At 29.4% G+C, this 18,071-nt stretch carries 17 protein-coding genes; 13 read left to right on the forward strand and 4 right to left on the reverse strand.

The window, feature by feature from the left end:
• Window positions 1-34: 34 nt before the first annotated feature.
• The gene (locus tag GOM42_RS01690) at window positions 35-1,057 is read right to left on the reverse strand and encodes an LCP family protein (protein WP_011590120.1); all 1,023 of its coding nucleotides are present in this window, start codon (window positions 1,055-1,057) and stop codon (window positions 35-37) included.
• Between the two features lie 175 nt (window positions 1,058-1,232).
• On the opposite strand from GOM42_RS01690, the gene GOM42_RS01695 reads away from it, so the two are divergent.
• Window positions 1,233-2,084: a YihY/virulence factor BrkB family protein gene (locus tag GOM42_RS01695; protein ID WP_003471493.1), complete on the forward strand. Its 852-nt coding sequence runs from the start codon at window positions 1,233-1,235 to the stop codon at window positions 2,082-2,084.
• A 60-nt stretch (window positions 2,085-2,144) separates the two neighbouring features.
• On the opposite strand, the gene galE is transcribed toward GOM42_RS01695, so the two are convergent.
• Window positions 2,145-3,131, reverse strand: a complete 987-nt coding sequence (gene galE / locus GOM42_RS01700) for a UDP-glucose 4-epimerase GalE (RefSeq protein WP_003458072.1) — start codon at window positions 3,129-3,131, stop codon at window positions 2,145-2,147.
• A gap of 153 nt (window positions 3,132-3,284) precedes the next feature.
• Here galE and GOM42_RS01705 point away from each other — a divergent pair, with 153 nt between their 5' ends.
• A complete protein-coding gene (locus tag GOM42_RS01705) occupies window positions 3,285-3,629 on the forward strand; it encodes a single-stranded DNA-binding protein (RefSeq protein ID WP_003457980.1) in 345 nt (114 codons plus the stop codon).
• A gap of 74 nt (window positions 3,630-3,703) precedes the next feature.
• Here the strand turns inward: GOM42_RS01705 and GOM42_RS01710 are convergent, their stop codons facing one another.
• Both GOM42_RS01710 and GOM42_RS01715 read right to left on the reverse strand, forming a co-directional pair.
• Window positions 3,704-4,903, reverse strand: a complete 1,200-nt coding sequence (locus GOM42_RS01710) for an FprA family A-type flavoprotein (RefSeq protein WP_003458024.1) — start codon at window positions 4,901-4,903, stop codon at window positions 3,704-3,706.
• A 499-nt stretch (window positions 4,904-5,402) separates the two neighbouring features.
• Window positions 5,403-8,813, reverse strand: coding sequence for a discoidin domain-containing protein (locus tag GOM42_RS01715; RefSeq protein WP_110035039.1), 3,411 nt, complete (start codon window positions 8,811-8,813; stop codon window positions 5,403-5,405).
• 370 nt (window positions 8,814-9,183) lie between these two features.
• On the opposite strand from GOM42_RS01715, the gene GOM42_RS01720 reads away from it, so the two are divergent.
• From GOM42_RS01720 to ftsX, 11 genes are all read left to right on the forward strand, one after another.
• Window positions 9,184-9,489: a DUF6514 family protein gene (locus tag GOM42_RS01720; RefSeq protein WP_003458000.1), complete on the forward strand. Its 306-nt coding sequence runs from the start codon at window positions 9,184-9,186 to the stop codon at window positions 9,487-9,489.
• 48 nt (window positions 9,490-9,537) lie between these two features.
• The gene (acpS, locus tag GOM42_RS01725) at window positions 9,538-9,939 is read left to right on the forward strand and encodes a holo-ACP synthase (RefSeq protein WP_003458033.1); all 402 of its coding nucleotides are present in this window, start codon (window positions 9,538-9,540) and stop codon (window positions 9,937-9,939) included.
• Window positions 9,926-11,425, forward strand: coding sequence for a bifunctional ADP-dependent NAD(P)H-hydrate dehydratase/NAD(P)H-hydrate epimerase (locus GOM42_RS01730; protein WP_003458085.1), 1,500 nt, complete (start codon window positions 9,926-9,928; stop codon window positions 11,423-11,425). The genes acpS and GOM42_RS01730 overlap by 14 nt, the downstream gene beginning before the upstream one ends.
• A 60-nt stretch (window positions 11,426-11,485) precedes the next feature.
• On the forward strand, window positions 11,486-12,079 hold the full coding sequence (locus GOM42_RS01735) for a germination lipoprotein GerS-related protein (RefSeq protein WP_003458078.1): 594 nt from the start codon (window positions 11,486-11,488) through the stop codon (window positions 12,077-12,079).
• 245 nt (window positions 12,080-12,324) lie between these two features.
• A complete protein-coding gene (locus tag GOM42_RS01740; RefSeq protein WP_003465652.1) occupies window positions 12,325-12,567 on the forward strand; it encodes a hypothetical protein in 243 nt (80 codons plus the stop codon).
• A gap of 5 nt (window positions 12,568-12,572) precedes the next feature.
• Entirely contained in the window at window positions 12,573-12,926 is a 354-nt protein-coding gene (locus GOM42_RS01745; RefSeq protein WP_003458025.1) for a type II toxin-antitoxin system PemK/MazF family toxin, read from the forward strand.
• Between the two features lie 434 nt (window positions 12,927-13,360).
• Window positions 13,361-14,188 (forward strand): transketolase, encoded by an 828-nt coding sequence (locus GOM42_RS01750; RefSeq protein ID WP_279510802.1) that lies wholly within the window; start codon window positions 13,361-13,363, stop codon window positions 14,186-14,188.
• Window positions 14,188-15,132 carry a transketolase family protein gene (locus GOM42_RS01755; protein WP_003458019.1) on the forward strand — a complete coding sequence of 315 codons (945 nt, stop codon included), beginning with the start codon at window positions 14,188-14,190 and terminating at the stop codon, window positions 15,130-15,132. The genes GOM42_RS01750 and GOM42_RS01755 overlap by 1 nt, the downstream gene beginning before the upstream one ends.
• Window positions 15,133-15,358: 226 nt before the next feature.
• The gene (locus tag GOM42_RS01760) at window positions 15,359-16,216 is read left to right on the forward strand and encodes a YitT family protein (RefSeq protein ID WP_003458017.1); all 858 of its coding nucleotides are present in this window, start codon (window positions 15,359-15,361) and stop codon (window positions 16,214-16,216) included.
• A gap of 205 nt (window positions 16,217-16,421) precedes the next feature.
• A complete protein-coding gene (gene ftsE, locus GOM42_RS01765; protein WP_003458050.1) occupies window positions 16,422-17,108 on the forward strand; it encodes a cell division ATP-binding protein FtsE in 687 nt (228 codons plus the stop codon).
• A complete protein-coding gene (gene ftsX, locus GOM42_RS01770; protein WP_003457959.1) occupies window positions 17,098-18,006 on the forward strand; it encodes a permease-like cell division protein FtsX in 909 nt (302 codons plus the stop codon). Before ftsE ends, ftsX begins: the two co-directional genes overlap by 11 nt.
• Window positions 18,007-18,071 lie beyond the last annotated feature (65 nt).

An 18,071-nucleotide genomic window follows, 5' to 3' on the forward strand; every position in this document is an offset into this window, starting at 1 on the left:
ATCTTTTAAGATTATTTTCCAGCTAGTTAATATATTATTTTGGATTAACATCCTTATATATATAGTCTTGTATTTGTTCCTTTGTTTTAGCTTCATCAAATGTTAAATACCAAACACCATCAATCATTTCACCTTTACAATATCCATCTAGAGGGAAACGCATATTTTCAACTGGTGGAATACCAGTTGAGGCTACAGAAGTAGCAATACTAAGTATTTTAGATGGAGTTAAGTTTGTTTCAACATAAGGTAAAAGTTTTTTTATTGTTTCAGGGTATTCAGAAGGTTTTAATGCGGAAAGTTTTTTTATGATTGCATCAAGAACATTTCTTTGTCTTTCAGTTCTTTCATAGTCTCCATCACCAACGTAACGAATTCTAGAGTAACCTACAGCTTGGGCACCATTTAATACTTGCTCACCTTCACTAACTGGCGTATATTCTCTTCCAGCAATTTCTGCAACATTTTTAGCGTAATTATTAACTTCCTTAACTTCATAAGGTTTTATATTTATTGGTACTCCACCTAAATCATCTATTATTTCAGCTAAGTTATCAAAGTTAACAGTTACATAGTCTTTTATATCTAATCCAAAGTTTTCGTTTATTGTTTTTAATGCTAAAGTAGGACCACCATAAGCATAAGCGTGAGTTAATTTAGTTTTACCATGTCCATCAACTTCAACATAACTATCTCTCATAAGAGATGTAAGCTTTATTTTATCATGTTTAGTATCTATTGTAGCTATTATTATGGAGTCAGAACGTCCAACATTATCATGTTCTCTACTATCTACTCCAAAAAGAGCTATATTTAAAATACCATCTTGGAATAGGTCTTTATTTGATTCATCAATACCTAAAGATTTATCATCTTGAGCTATTTTCTTTATATCCATTTTATTTAATGTTGAGTAAACATATGTAGCTCCAAGTCCTATACCTATAAGTAATAAGAAGAATAATGTTAATACTATTATTTTCACTTTACTTTTTTTCTTAGGTGTATTACCTTGACTATTAGAATCATTTTTTTTTGCATGTTTGCCTTGCGACATTAATTTCACCAACCTTCGCCCTTTAAAATTTTACACAATTTACTAGTATAATTTTATTCCTATAGATTAACAAAAAAGTTACATTTTTATTAATTATACATATTAATTATAAATGTGTATAATTAATATATCTATAGTTAATTATAAAATTAGTATTATTTATAAGGAGCAATTTATGAAAAAGAAATCAAAAGGTTTTCTGAGAAAAACCGTAATATTTCTTGTTATGTTTATAAAAAAAATAGGAGATGACGATATTTTTGCATTAGGAGCTCAATTGGCATATTATATGGTATTATCATTCATTCCTTTTCTAATGTTCTTAATGACCTTAGTAGGATTTAGTCATTTAAATAGTGATGCAGTTCTTAATTTATTGAGTAATGTAATGCCAACAGAAGCTTTTAATCTAATTCAAAGTACTGTTATTGAAATAGTAGACAGAGAACAAACAGGATTATTATGGATAAGTATAGCTTTAGCCATATGGGTATCATCTTCAGGATTTAAAGCCGTAATAAAGGGGCTGAATAAGGCCTATGGAGTTAAAGAGACTAGATCTTATATAAAGTTAAAATTAATTTCTATGATATACACAATTTTATTAGCTTTAATTGTTATAGCTACTTTATTCTTATTTGTATTTGGTGATGTAATAGGGGATTTCTTTATGAAAGTATTAGAGCATCCAGAGTTTATATATTATATATGGAATATATTAAGGTATGTAGTAGTTATTTTAATAATGATATTATTTTTTATGTTTTTATATAATGCAACTCCTTGTGTAAGGTTAGGATGGCTTGAGGTAATTCCAGGAGCTGTCATAACAACATTAGGATGGATATCAATTTCATATATTTTTGCCTATTATGTAAATAATTTTAGTAATTACTCAAGATTATATGGAAGTTTGGGAGCAGTATTTATGTTTATGACATGGATGTTTATAACTTCTATGATATTAATTTTAGGTGGAGAAATAAATGCTGTTTTAGCTGAAAAAAATAGATTAAAAGATTTATAGAGAAATAAAAAAGAGTCATTACCTTAATGGTTAAATGACTCTTTTTATAATTATCATTTATTATTTTTCATATCCATTTGGATGGTTTTTATGCCAATTCCAAGCAGTTTCAATTATTGTTTCTAATGAATTGAATTTAGGTTTCCAATTTAATTCTTCTATAGCTTTATCTGATGAAGCTATTAATATAGCTGGGTCTCCAGCTCTTCTAGGAGCTACCTCAGCTGGGATTGGATGGCCAGTTACTTTTCTTGCAACTTCTACAACTTCTTTTACAGTAAATCCAGTACCATTACCAAGATTGTATATTCTGCTTTCTCCACCATTCATTAATCTTTCTAGTGCTAATGAGTGAGCAGATGCTAAATCTGATACATGGATATAATCTCTTACACAAGTACCATCTTTAGTATCATAATCATCTCCAAACATCATTATTTTATCTCTTTTTCCTAATGCAACTTGTAATATTAAAGGAATTAAATGAGTTTCAGGAGCATGATCTTCTCCAATTTTTCCGTTAACATGAGCGCCAGCAGCATTGAAGTATCTTAAAGCAGTGTATTTTATTCCATAAGCAGTATCACACCATTTTAAAATCTTTTCAACAAGAAGCTTAGATTCTCCATAAGCATTTGTAGGAAGATTTTTATCAGTTTCTAATATAGGAATATTTTCAGGTTCTCCATAAGTAGCAGCTGTTGAAGAGAAAACTATGTATTTTACATTATGATCTCTCATAGCCTCTAATAAACTTATAGTTCCTGAAACGTTATTATTGAAATATTTTAAAGGCTCTGTCATACTTTCTCCAACAAGAGAGTAGGCAGCAAAATCAATAACAGCTTCTATGTTATTTTCAGTAAAAATCTTGTCTAATATTTTTCTATCTCTTAAATCACCTTTATAAAGTTTTCCGCCAAGAATAGCATCTTCATGTCCTTTTTCGAAGTTATCTAAGATAACAACTTCTTTATTGTTTTCAATTAATTCTGCAACCATATGGCTACCTATATAGCCAGCACCACCACAAACTAAAATTGCCATGTTAATACCTCCAGTAAATTTTATTCTAATAACATTATATACTATTTTAAGTAAAAGTTTTACTAAAATAAACGAAATTTAATATGAATTTTGAATAAATTTCACTTTTTTGGTTAAAATAACAGGTGAGAATTTTTTAGGAGGTCATATTAAATGAATAAAATAGTTTTATTAGGACGTTTAGTAAAGGATCCAGAGTTAAGATATGTAGAGGGTGGGGAGAAGGTATATACAAAATTCACAATTGCTGTGGCAAGAAATTTTAAATCTTCCACAGGAGAAAGAAAAAAAGATTTTATTCCAATAATAATGTGGGAGAAAAAAGCAGAGATAGCTTGTAAATATCTAAAAAAGGGAGATCTTTTAAGTGTTAGTGGAAGACTTATAACAAGAAGCTTTGAGGATACTGAAGGGAAGAGAAGATATATTGTAGAAGTATCAGTAGAAGATTTTAAATGTGTTAATTTTAATCATGATAGAGTAGATAATAACTTTTAATATAAAAAAGTAGTAAGCAAATAGTTACTTACTACTTTTTGGTTAATGTATATTTAGTATAATTAAGTTAAGAATTATTTTAAAGCATTTCCTATTTCAACACCAAAGTCGAAAGCTTTTTGAGCTTCTTCTTCTGATGGCTTAAATTTAATTCTTAAACCTTCAACAGGCATTTTCATTCTTAATTCTTTTAATCTACTTTCTATTCTAGGAACAGCTTCACCACTCCATCCATATGAACCAAAGGCACCAGCTATTTTTCCACCATGAATTACAGGGTTAAGTTTTGCCATTAAATCTCTTACTGGCTCAACAAGTTCATTTACGATTGTTGGAGAACCAAATAATATAGCATCTGATGAACCAACTTCGCCAACTAATTCTGTCATATCATGTTCTATTATATTAAATAGATTTATGTCTAAGTTTCCAGTTGATTTAATACCTTCAGCTATTTTTTCAGCTAATTGTTTAGTATATCCATATGCAGAAACATAGAATATTGAAGCTTTTTTAACTTCCTTAGCTGGAGCTGGAGTACTCCATTCTTTATAAAGATTAACCACTTTATATGGGTTAGATCTTAAGATTGGACCATGACCTGGACAGATTATTTCTATGTCTAATCCTTTTATTTTATCAAGAGCTTTTAAAACATATGGTTTAAATGGTCCCATTATACAATCAAAGTAGTATTTTAATGCTTCCATATATTCTTCTTCATTAGGAATTAAATCATCAAACATTTCTTCACAAGAATAGTGGCTTCCGAATGAATCACAAGTGATAAGAGTTTTATCTTCTTCTACGTAAGTGTAGATTGTATCAGGCCAGTGTAAGAATGGTACTGACATGAATTTTAAAGTTTTATTTCCTAAAGAAATTGAATCTCCATCTTTAACTGGGATTGATTCGAAATCTCCATTAACTATTTCTTTTATATAGTTAATAGCTATAGGTGACGCTACTATTTTAGCCTTAGGAGCTAATTCTAATATTTTACCTATAGAACCAGCATGGTCAGGCTCAGTATGACTTACAACGATATAGTCAATTTCTGAAGGTTCTACACCTAAGTCTTTTAATCTTGCTATATACTGATCGAAGAATTCAGCTTTTACAGTTTCAAATATTGCTGTTTTTTCACTACCTTTTACAACATATGAATTATAAGTTGTTCCGTAAGGTGTGTACATTATTATGTCAAATACTCTAAGGTTTGGATCTAATGCTCCTACCCAAAATAAATCGTCTTTAATATTTAAGTGCTTCACTACATACGCTACATATTTTTTGTAGAATAATATGCAGCTACCTCCCTTCAAAATGTAATATTTTTTATAAATTAAGAATTATTTTATACATAAACCTAAAATGATATTAAATTAATTAAAAGTACAAATTAGCTTTATATAGAATTACCAATAATTATTTCACTATGTTAAACAAATTTATAAATATTTGATAAAATGATATAAAAAAGTGTAATTATCCTTTTAATTAATTAATAATATCAATTAATAAAATTTATTATTTGATATTATTAATTATACACTTTTAGGGTTAAAAGTAAATAGAAATTGGGCATTATTAACTGATTTTTAAACTAAAAAACAATTGAGAATTTTCAGAAAATTAGCATGAATATTTAATAAGTTTTAGTTAAAAATTGCATGAAACCCTTGGTATAAACTGTAAAAATATCTTTGGATAGAAGTAAAAATAGCCATACTAAAGTATGGCTATTTTAAATTGATTTTTATTTATAATTCATTATTTATTTTTTTTTTTCTTTAAAGTTAAATAAACACCAGCAGATGATAAAGCAAGTCCAGTAGTAGCTAAAGTACCAGCCCCTATAGGTGATCCTGTATTAGGTAAATTTCCATTATCTTTTTTATTTGTAGTAACTTCTAATGATATTTTATCTGATTCTTTTCCGTTTTTATCAATTGAAGATACTTGGAAGTTATATTTAGTATTAGGTTTTAAGTCTTTAGCTAAGAACTCAAGTGGAGTTTTGTCAGCAGGAACTCTACCAATTTCTTTTCCATCTTTATAAATAACGTACTCTTTAATTAAGTCTACTTTTTCAGGAGCCTTCCAACTTAATAAAGCACTATTTTCAGTAATTTCTTTACTAACTAAAGCAGATGGCTCAGAAGGTTTTTCACCTGAATTTTCTGTATCACCAGGTTTGTTTGGATTTTCTGGTTTTTCAGAATCGCCAGGTTGATCAGGATTAACAGGTTTATCTGTATTACTAGGATTATCTGGGCTTTCAGGATTGTTTGGTTTGTCTGGATTTACTGGCTTATCAGGATCAACTGGTTTATTTGAATCATCAGGGTTTATTACAGGTGGTAAATCAACATTTCCATCTAATCCCTTTACAGCAACCTCGTATATTCTAGCTGCAGAGTCTGCACCTTGAGTTGGCTGAATAATATTTAATCTAACATATCTAGCTTTAGTAACAGGGAAAGCATCATTGCTTATAGCCTTTGTATTATCATCTACATTTAATACAGGAGTAAAGTTTTCACCATCATTACTAACTTCAAGAGAGTAAGCTTTAGTGTTCATACCACTGCTTTCTCCACCTGCTTCTGCATGGCTTATTTCTAATTCTCCTATAGTTTTAATATCTCCTAAATCTATTGTTAATGTATGAGGAGCAGAGCCTACGGCACACCATTTAGTTTTAACATTTCCATCTAAAGCATATTGAGGAGCTTCATTCTCGTTTACAAAGCTTGATGCTGTAGCTGATTTATTAAGTGATAAGTTTACTAAACCATCTTTTGCAGCATTTGTAACAGTTATAAGTTCAGTTTTAGTTTCTACATTTTCTCCAGAAGAGTTTTTAGCAGTAAGTATTACTGGATAAACACCTTCTTTTTCATAAGTAACAGTTGGATTTTGTTCTGTACTACTTTCAACTTTAGCACCTGGGAATTTCCATTGGATTTCTTCTGTAACTTCAGAACTAGTGTTAGTAAAGGTTACTGATTGTCCTGGGGCTATTAGGGTATTTGAAACCTTAAATGATGCTGTTGGGGCAGGATAATCAGGCCATTCCATATTTATACTTTGACTATTTCCTCTGTTATAGTTTTTGTTAACAGCAATTACCTCAAAATTAGTATTTGTTTCTTTATCATTTCTTCTTAAATCACTAACATAATAACTTGTATTAGGAGTTGCACCTAGTAAAACTTTAGTTCCATCATTCATAACTCTGTAAATTTCATAATGATGTACATCAGAAGAATTTCCTTCAGGACTCCATGAAAGTCTAGCACCTGCATATATTCCATCTTTAAAGTCAACATCATTTAATTTAGCATTAGATATATTTACTTTTGAACTTGAGTTAGGAATTTCTATTGTTATATTACCTAAGTTTGCAGAGAAGTTATCAACACATACTGGGCTTGAAAGTTTATAAGAAATAGTTTTAATTGATTTTCCTACATATGGTGAAACATCATAAGTAAGTTTAGTCCAATCAGTACCAAGTTTCTTATCAGCAGAAATAGTAGTTTCTGTACCATCATGGAATGTAAGAACTAAATCCATATCTACAGTATTTCCATTAGCCTTAGCAGTAGTAGTGAATTGTACACCTTCAGGTAAAGTCAAATCAGAACTATAAAGTTTTATTGTAGAAGCTTTTCCTTCAGCTAGGTAACCAGAAAGTTTAATTGAGTTACCACCATAGTAAGCAGTAGTATAATCTATGTCAGCTTTTACATTATTATTTTCTTCATTTGAAATAACCCATCTGTAAGTTGGCATTATATCATTTAAACTTCTATTATTCCAATCTTGAGTAGATACTTTATTACCATTAACATAAAAATCATATCCATTACCCATATTAAAGTTAGTTGTAAATGGAAGGCTAGTTACAGCACTTTTTTCAACAGAGTATGTTGAAATCCCTCTCCAATCAACTCCTTGAGCATTAGTTGCCTTTGATGGATCACCATGTTCATTAACCCATAATCTACTTTCGTTTTCTTGGAATTGTTCTGGAGTTTTAGCATCGAAATAAGTCCAGCTTGGACAATATAGACCTAATGAAGTAAATGGAGCTTGGTCATCTCTTTGATAATGAGTCCATCTAAGAGGAGTTTTATATCCATTTGCTTGAACATCTATTCCAGCATATAAGTCATAAGGGTTTATTCCTATTTCTTTAGCTTTTTCATTAGATACTCTTAATAAATCTTTATCTTTTAAACTATTATATGTCCACCAGAAATTTAAGAACATACTATCAGCAACTTTGTTTTTATCTCCATCTAATAAGAAATATTCATTTTTATCAGTTAAAGCATTTTGCCAATCCATATCCCCATCTTTTGTCATGGAATCATACCACATGATTTCAAATTTTCCGTTAGACTTAGCTTTAAATTGCTTTATTAATTCTTGCATAAGCTTAGCATGTTCAGGAGTTAAAGGTTCTTGTTCAGTTCCTTCTGTTTCTTGATTTATGAACCAACCATCAAAGCCATAGTTTTCTGCAACTTCAATTAATTTATCTACTATAGGGAAGTTTCCATTAGCATCTTTTTCAAGGAATTTATTTAACCATTCCATTTTTCCACCATGAGCTGTCATAGGGAAGAATACAGTACCTAAAACAGGAACCCCATTTCTGTGTGCTGAGTCAGTAACATCTGGACTTGGAGGAACTATTAATCCTTCTCCAGCTGATCCGCCCCAGTAAACTAATTTATCTATGTATTGCCAATAAGAGAATGTATTAGCACTAAATTTATTTGAACCTTGTGATGGATTACCACTAGTGTTAGCATTCATTATTGAAATTGCTACAACTTTAACATCTTTATTTTGAGTGTCATTAATAGTATCAAGTTTATCTTTTTCGACTCTTTTTGCTAATGGAACTGTGCTTTTATTAAACTTTGCATCTTTATCATTGTTAGCACTCCATTTTAATAAATCTTCTGGATACCAATAAGATGAGATTGGTTGATTCTGAATTGAGTTTGAAGTTTCTTCTTGAGTTTTCACATAATTTACAACACTTGTATCTTGTTTAGGTGTTGCGTAAGCTATCTTTCCTAAAGGATTAAAAGAAAATGCAAATGCTGCAAAAACACAAAGTAAAGCCCTTCTACGCTTACGCATTTTTTGTTTGTTAGTCATAAAAAATCCCCCTAATATTTAATTTATGTATAACGATTACAGGAAGAATTATTACATAATTAGATATTTTCATAAATATAACTAATTACATAATAAGTGGATAAATTATAGAATTTACATCGTTTTCATAAAATTTATTACTAAATTATGAAAAGATAAAAAAATAAAGATAAAAAAGAAGAAATTTTCACAGAAAAATACAAAAAAAATGAAATTTGGGTTTCTATTAAGAGACTTATGTCGTTAAATAACGATAAAAAATATGTTTATATGTGCATGATTTGACATGTTTTTTTTTATAAAGGTGATAAGATAAAGGTGATTAAGGTTTACATTTATATAAGATTAGGGGAAATAGGGAGGAAATTAAATGAAAATCGTAAAAAATCTGTATAAGGAAATAAATTTAGAAGATAAATGTTACAAATTCTGTTATAGATTAATAGAAAGTTGTTTTAAGGGAACAACAGTGTATGGAATAGAAGTTGAAAGAAAAGATTTTAAGGATTCAGATTTAATTAATATAGAAAGAGATTCAGTTGATAAGATATCTCCAAATAAAGATAAGGTAGAAGTCTTAGTGGAGAAATTGCATAAGTACGAAGTATCACCTATACATCTAATTGATGTTATAGGTGAAGACGTTGATAACTGTGTGGCTGATTTTGCTTTCTAGTAGTATCATAGTAGATAAATATATTAATGATTAAGGGAGAGGATCTCTATGATAATAGGTATTGGTGTGGACATCATTGAAATAGAAAGAGTTAGACAAGCTATTCAAAATAATAAAAATTTTTTAAGTAAGTTATTTACTGAAAGAGAAATAGATTATTTTATTAGTAGAAACATGAATAGTGAGGTTATAGCTGGAAATTTTGCTGCTAAGGAAGCTGTAAGTAAGGCTTTAGGAACTGGTATAAGGGGATTCTCTTTTAAAGATATTGAAATTCTTAGAAATGAATTAGGAAAACCTGAAGTTATTTTGCATAATGGTGCAAATTTAATAGGAAATAAATTAGTTGGAAATAATAATTCACTAAGGGTACATTTAAGTATCTCTCATAATAATAGTAGTGCAATTGCATATTCTGTTTTGGAGGGTGAATATTATGGAAATATGTAGTTCTAATAGCATAAGAAATATGGACAAAGATTATATAGAAAAGTTTAATATGCCAAGCATAGTTTTAATGGAAAATGCCATAATTAAATTTTTAGAAAATATAGATTTAACTAAAGAAAGTTTTACTATTATTTCTGGAAGAGGCAATAATGGTGGTGATGCCTTAGGTATTGCAAGACATCTATTAAATAAAGGTAAAAAAGTTTATGTACATATATTAGAGAAAGAAAAAGAGGGGTCTGTAGATTATAAAACTAATCTTACTATATTAGAAAAGCTAGGTTGCTATATAAAGGGTATCTCTAATAATAAGGATTTAGAGATACTAAAAAATAACATAATAAATAGTGAAATACTTATTGATGGTATTTTTGGAACTGGACTTAATAAGGAGATTTCTGGAATATATTTTGAGGCTATAAAATGTATAAATGAAAATAGTAAATTTACAGTTTCTATAGATGTTCCATCAGGTATAAATTCAGATGATGGTAGTATTTGTGAAATAGCTGTTAAGGCTAATGAAACTATAAGTTTTCAGGTTTATAAATTAGGATTTTTAAATTACAAAAGCTTTGAATATTTAGGCGATTTAAAAATTGTAGATATAGGAATACCTAAGTGTATAGTTTATAAAAACTCAGATAATATGAGATTTACAGATAGAGAGTACATAAGAAATAAATTTCCTTATAGAAATAAATATGGTCATAAAGGTACATATGGAAGATCCTTGATATTTGCTGGACATAAAGGATTTATTGGAGCTGCTTACATGGTAGGGCAAGCAGCCATAAAGACTGGAGCTGGTTTAGTTACAGTTTTTACTCATAAAGATGTCCAAAGTGAATTATCTATTAAGTTAAACGAAGGAATGACAGGAACATATAATTCTAAAGAAGAATACGAAGAATTTATTGGTGGGGCAAATGTAATTGCTTTTGGTCCAGGTATGGGTAATAATGATTTAACATTTGAAGTGTTAAATAATATATGCAATCTTTATAGTGGAACTCTTGTCATAGATGCAGATGGAATCAATGTGTTAGAGAGAAAAAAATCCATTTTAAAAGAATTTAAAGGGGACATAGTATTAACACCGCATCCAGGAGAGATGGCAAGATTATTAGGTATAGAGATTAAAGATGTTGAAAGAGATAGAATTGGAATTGCTAAGGATTTTGCAAAAGAAAATGGAGTTACAGTTCTATTAAAAGGATATAATACAATAATAACTGATGGGGATAAAGTATTTGTGAATCCTACTGGAAATAGTGCTATGGCATCAGGGGGAATGGGAGATACATTAACAGGAATTATAACTTCATTAATATCTCAAGGAGTAAATAGTTTTGATGCGGCTATTTTAGGAGCATATATACATGGATACATAGGTGATGAATTATCCAAGGAGAATTTCACAGTAAGTGCTATGGAAATTATAAAAAATATTCCTAATAAAATTAAAGAATTGATTAGCTTTTAGAATAAAAAGGATTACTAATTAATAGTATGTAAGGTATAAGGTTTCATTGGGAGGATTTTCATGAAGGGTAAAAGAAATGCCATACTCATAATACTATTAATTATAATCTTAGGTGTTATAGGTGGACTAGCTATCTATCAAAGAACTTATAATTTAACACCAGAAGATATATTGGAAGATATGTTTTCTATAGAATCTTATGAAACAGAAATAATATATGATGTTAAAAATTCTAGAGGTCAGTTCCAAGAAAAAGGTAGAATTTATTATGACGAAGAAGTTGGCACAAAAATTGTTTTAGATGATAGAGAACAATTATTTGAAAAGGACAAAATAATAATAAACTACGTTAAAGATGAAAAGACTTATGAAGTTGGAAGAGACTATGATCAGTTCTATAGATTTATGTTCATAAATGAATTAAAGGATTTATGTAATGAAGAACATGAATTTACTTACAAGTGGAATGATGAAAATGAGAAGTCTGAAATAATACTAGAGTTTAAAAATTTAAATGGGAATGAAAATTTTTCAAGAGAAGTAATGATTATAGATGCAAAGAAAAAAGTTCCTAAAGAAGCTACAATTTATGATAGGGATGATTCAGAAAGTGTTTCTATAAAGTTTAATAACTTTAGTAAAGTTAAAAATTAAAATTAATATTGTGATTGCTTTTTTAGCAATCACAATATTAAATGTTGTAAATTATTTATATTTAAGTATAATTCTACATATTTAATATATTTTATTAAGAAAAAATAATAGTAAACAAATTTAATAATAAATATTATGTCAAAAAATATCATTTGCATAAGATGAAATCTTTGACAAGGTGGCATATTTTGTAATATAATCTATACATAATTTTATAACTCTTTTTGCATTTAGGAGTGATGTACATGTCAGTATCAAAGATTAATAAACAAGATTCAAAAAAAGAAAAGAAAATCGAAAATTTTAGTCAATTAAAAGGAAGAAATATAATAACATATAGTGAGGACAAAAAAGAAGACGACTTTTACGAAGCAATGAAGGAAGGATATAAGGCTATGGCTTTAATAAATTCACAATATGCTGAAGAAGGAACTTCTGTAGAATACTTTGATCAAATAGAATATGAGACATGGCTTTGCGGAGTGTGATATAAATGGCTAGTTTGAATGTAAAAAGAGGGGATATATTTTATGCTGACCTTAGTCCAGTTGTTGGATCAGAGCAAGGGGGAATAAGACCAGTCATAATAATACAAAATGATATAGGAAATAGGTATAGTCCAACTGTAATTGTTGCGGCTATAACTTCACAAATAAATAAGGCGAAATTGCCTACACATGTAGAAATTTCTTCTGAGGAATATGGGTTAAATAGAGATTCTGTTGTTCTTTTAGAACAAATAAGAACTTTAGATAAGAAGAGATTAAAAGAGAAAATTGGACATATGACAGAGGATGATATGAAAAAAGTAAATAAATCTTTGTTAATAAGTTTAAATTTACAATAATTAGATAACTTAGGCTATGATTAAATATTTAATCATAGCCTTAATTTTTTACTCTTAAAAAGGAATTTTTCAATATTTTTTAGCTAATAATATATAAAATTTAAAAAAATAATTAACTGTAATCGATATAATTTCTGTATAGTATTAAAGCTATAAATGTGATACTCTAATTAAAACTTTTTCATATAAAAATTTATCCAGGATATACTATTATAGTCTTTAATATTAAAAAGATCAGTTTAAGCCATAAAAATCAAAGAAAAATAGAGTAGTCTAATAGGGTATTAGAGTACTCTTAATGAAAGCAAAAAGCACAAAAAGATTAGCATAAATAAAAAATTACTATATGAAAAATCAATTTTTTGTGATAGAATGAACTTGGCAAAAAGGTAAAACAATATTTTAAAAAAGTTTACATAAATGTACAGGAGGTCATTATGAGCAACAAGATACAAGAGTTAAAAAGCATGTCTAAGGTTATAAGAAAAGACATAGTAACTATGCTTACTGAGTCAGCATCAGGACATCCAGGTGGATCTTTATCAATAGCAGATATAGTAACAATTTTATACTTCGATGAAATGAATATTGATCCAAAAAATCCAAAGGATCCAAATAGAGATAGATTCGTTTTATCAAAAGGACATGCAGCACCAGTATTATATAGTGCTTTAGCAAGAAGAGGATATTTTGATCCAGCAGAATTAACAACATTAAGAAAATTTGGTTCAAACCTTCAAGGACATCCAAATATGAACGACTTACCAGGAATCGATATGTCAACTGGTTCTTTAGGTCAAGGTATATCAGCGGCTGTAGGTATGGCATTAGCTGGTAAATTAGACAACAAAGATTACAGAGTATTTACTATTTTAGGAGATGGAGAGTTAGAAGAAGGTCAAGTTTGGGAAGCAGCTATGTCAGCAGCTCACTACAGACTAGACAACTTAACTGCTTTCGTTGACTTCAATGGATTACAAATAGATGGTGACATTAAAGAAGTAATGAGTCCATGTCCAATAGACAAGAAATTCGAAGCTTTCGGATGGAATGTAATAGTTATAAACGGACATGATTATGAAGAAATAATAAATGCTATACAAAAAGCTAAGAGTACAAAAGGAGCACCAACTTGCATAGTTTGTAACACAGTAAAAGGTAAAGGTGTTTCATTTATGGAAAATGAAGCAGCTTGGCATGGAACAGCTCCAACTAAAGAGCAATGTGAGCAAGCTATAAAAGAGATCGGAGGGGACAACTAATGGCGAAAAAAATAGCAACTAGAGAAGCATACGGAAAAGCATTAGCTGCTTTAGCTAACGAAAATAAGAACATAGTAGTTTTAGACGCAGACCTTTCAAAATCAACTAAAACTGCTGATTTCAAAAAAGCATGTCCAGAAAGATTCATAAATATGGGTATTGCAGAAGGAAATATGATGTCAGTAGCAGCAGGTTTATCAACTTGTGGAAAAATTCCATTTGCTAGTACATTTGCTATGTTTGCTGCTGGAAGAGCATTTGAGCAAATAAGAAACTCAATATGTTACCCAAGATTAAATGTAAAAATATGTGCTACTCATGCTGGTTTAACAGTTGGTGAAGATGGAGCATCACACCAAGCTATAGAAGATTTATCTTTAATGAGAAGTATACCAAACATGACAGTAATATGCCCATCAGATGCAGTTGAAACAGAAGCTGCAATAAGAGCTATTGCTGAATACAATGGACCTTGCTATGTAAGATTAGGAAGAGCAGGAGTTAATGTAATAAATGATAGACCAGAGTACAAATTTGAAATTGGAAAAGGTATAGAATTAAAAGAAGGTAATGATGTAACATTATTTGCAACAGGTATAATGGTTGATGTAGCTATAGAAGCTGTTGAAGCTTTAGCTAAAGAAGGAATTAACGCTAGATTAATAAACATTCATACTATTAAACCAATAGATTCAGAGCTTATATTAAAAGCTGCTAAAGAAACTGGAGCAATAGTTACATTAGAAGAGCATAATATAATCGGAGGATTAGGATCAGCTGTAGCTGAGGTTGTTGGAGGAGAATATCCAGTACCAGTAGTTAGAGTTGGTGTTAAAGATACATTCGGAGAAAGTGGTAAACCAGACCAATTATTAAAGGCTTATGGATTAACTTCAGAAGAAGCAGTTAAGGCTGCTAAGAAAGCAATGAGCTTAAAAAGATAATCTATAAGATATAAAAAAGAAGCAGCATGAGTAATTTTTCTCATGCTGCTTTTTTCTTTATACATAAAAATACAAAAAAAGTATTAATTTGAATTTTATTGCCAAAATATGAATATAAATGTTAATATTAAAAATTGAGGGCAATAATATAAATGATGAATTAATAATTAATTTAAAATGGGGAGAGCAAATTAAATATAAATCTATTTAAGAGGGGGTTTTTAAAATGAAGATTAGTATGAAAACATTAAAAGAGTATGGAATAATTACTTTAGGAGTAATTCTTTTAGCTATATCTTTAGAATACTTTTATTATCCTAATGATATTGCTGCTGGTGGAGTATCAGGTTTAGCTTTAGTTGTTAACAAGATAACAGGTATATCACAAGGAATGTTTATGAATGTTGCTAACGTTATATTATTTGCTTTAGCATTTTGGCTTATAGGTGGAAGCTTTGGAGGACGTAGTATATATGCAGCCTTTGGATTATCCATAACAATAAGTTTAATAGAAAGCTTCTTACCAACTTTTGCAGTAACAGAAAATATGCTTTTAGCTACTATCTTTGGTAGCGTAGTTGGAGCCTTTGGAATAGCATTAGTGTTTAGCCAAAATTCCTCAACAGGGGGAACAGCTATTGTAGCTAAAATATTAAATAAGTATTTACATATTGAAATAGGAAAATCACTTTTATGTGCAGATTGTGTTGTTGTAGTATGTGCACTTCTAGTATTTGGAGTTGATAAAGCCTTATTTGGATTAATTGGTGTTTTTATAATGGGAATATTGATTGACAAAATAATAGAAGGTTTTAACTCATGTAAACAACTTTTAATAATTAGTGAAAAAAGTGAAGAGATTTCTCAGGTAATAATGAAAGAAATTGAAAGAGGATGTACTAAAATAGAAGGTACTGGAGGATATTCAAAGGAACCTGTAACAATACTTTATGTAGTAGTAAATAGAAGACAGTTTATAAGTCTTAAGAAGAAAATTAAGGAAATAGATCCAAGAGCCTTTATAACAGTAAATGATTCTAAAGAAGTCTTTGGAGAAGGTTTTCTTGATTTAGTAGAAATGTAGAACTTTGTTATGATATAATTAAGATGCTTTACATTAAGGTATGAAATATTAACAAAAATTAAGTAGATTAATGTAGAAAAGTAGGGTAAAATAGTAAAATAGATTAGTGTTGATAGCAATCGGGTAAATTTATATATATATTTTCTAAATATTTGTTTAGATTTTAATTTGTTGAGTAGAAAAAAGTTATTAAGGAGTGTTAACAATGATAGAATTTAGGAATGTTAGCAAGGTCTATAATAAGAATGTCAAAGCACTTACAAATGTCAATATAAATATTGATAAAGGTGAGTTTGTATTCTTAGTTGGACCGAGTGGTGCTGGTAAGTCAACTTTCATAAAAATGTTATTAAAAGAAGTTGAACCATCAACTGGAAACATAGTTATGGGAAACGAAGATTTATCTAAAATAAAAAGAAGACAAATACCTTATCATAGAAGAAAAATAGGAATGGTATTCCAAGACTTTAGATTAATACCAACTCTTAATGTTTATGAAAATGTTGCCTTTGCAATGAGGGTAGTAGGGGCTTCACCAAAAGAAATAAGAAAGAGAGTTCCAATGGTATTATCACTAGTTGGATTATCTAATAAATATAAAATGTTCCCAACTGAATTATCAGGAGGAGAGCAACAAAGGGTTTCAATAGCAAGAGCTATCGTTAATAATCCAAAAGTTTTAATAGCTGACGAACCAACAGGTAACTTAGACCCAGAAACAGCTAAAGAAATTATGGAATTAATAGATGATATAAACAAGGCAGGGACAACAGTAGTTATGGCTACTCATGCTAAAGAAATAGTTAACTCAATGAAAAAGAGGGTTATAGCTATAGATAAAGGTGAAGTAGTTAGTGATGTTCAGAAAGGAGGATATGAATATGAAGTTTAGTACTATAGGATATTTCATATCAGATGCTTTCAAAAGTTTAAAGAGAAATAGAACAATAAGTATAGCTTCTATAGCAACTGTTCTTACTACATTATTTATATTTGGAGCATTTTTATTAACTGCTTTAAATGTTAAAAATGGGGTTACAGATGTTCAAGACAAAGTTGAGGTTAAGGTTTTCCTTAAAGATGACGTAACACAAGAGCAAAGGGATGCAGTTGAAGCAAAACTTAAGACTGTTCAAGGGGTAAAAGAAGTAGAATTTGAATCTAAAGATCAAGCCTTTGCAAAGATGGAAGGTTCAAGTGATTATAATAAAGAGATTTTAGCTGGATATAGCAAAGAAAATAACCCATTACCAGCTTCATACATAGTAAGATTAGAAAGCCCAGAAGTAGCTTCAAGCGTTGAAAGCGCTATGAAAACTAATGATAAATTTATGGCTGGTGTAGAAGATGTAGGTAATGACGAAGAGCTTATAGGTACTATAAACTCCTTTGTAAAAGTTATTAATACAGTAGGATTAGTTTTAGGTGTAGTATTCGTAGGTGTATCACTATTCCTAATAGTAAATACAATAAAGATAACAGTTTACTCAAGAAGAAGAGAAGTAGGAATAATGAAATTCGTTGGAGCAACCGACTGGTTTATAAGATGGCCTTTCGTAATAGAAGGGGTTATAATCGGCCTTGTAGGTGGTATTCTTTCAACACTTTTATTATTCGCAGGGTATAACTTCTTATATGGAAAAATTGTATCTTCATCATCACTATATATGCCACAATTTGTACAACCAATGTATGTTTTAACAACAATGTCATGGCAGTTTATACTAGCAGGTATTGTTATTGGTGCAATAGGTAGTATAATAGCTTTAAGAAAATTCTTAGACGTTTAATATCTAATATAGAATATAAAAAGCTTAAAATACGTAAACTATTTAAATATAGCGTATTTTAAGCT

Source organism: Clostridium sp. 16K-1-R1 (assembly GCF_023921145.1).
GTDB classification, from domain to species: domain Bacteria; phylum Bacillota; class Clostridia; order Clostridiales; family Clostridiaceae; genus Sarcina; species Sarcina perfringens.